At 72.9% G+C, this 303-nt stretch carries 1 pseudogene; it reads right to left on the bottom strand.

Annotated features, from left to right (window positions below):
- A pseudogene (locus tag CQ12_RS47115) lies at positions 1 to 303 on the bottom strand (DNA mismatch repair protein MutS); the annotation flags it as partial.

Below are 303 nucleotides of genomic sequence, written 5' to 3'. Positions count from 1 at the left end.
CGCGGCGCGCAGCACGGTGCGGATGTCATCGCGCGCCGCGCTATCGACGACGAACGCCGCAATCGCATCCAGCCGTCGCGCGATTCCCGCGCTGTCGGTGAGCGGCGCGGCGAGGCGTTGCGCCAACAGCCGCGAACCGGCGGCGGTGACCGTGCAGTCGATCGCGTCGAGCAGCGAGCCGCGCCGTTCGCCGGCGAGCGTGCGCGTCAGTTCGAGATTGGCGCGGGTGGCGGGATCGATCGCCATCGTTGTGCCTGCAGCCTCGCGCGAGGGCGGCGACAGCGGCGGACGTTTGCCGACCTG

Origin of the sequence: Bradyrhizobium jicamae, assembly GCF_001440395.1 — a bacterium.
Lineage (GTDB): Bacteria > Pseudomonadota > Alphaproteobacteria > Rhizobiales > Xanthobacteraceae > Bradyrhizobium > Bradyrhizobium jicamae.
Note: the sequence above shows the minus strand (reverse complement) of the source record. Positions and strands in the feature narration are given on the sequence as shown.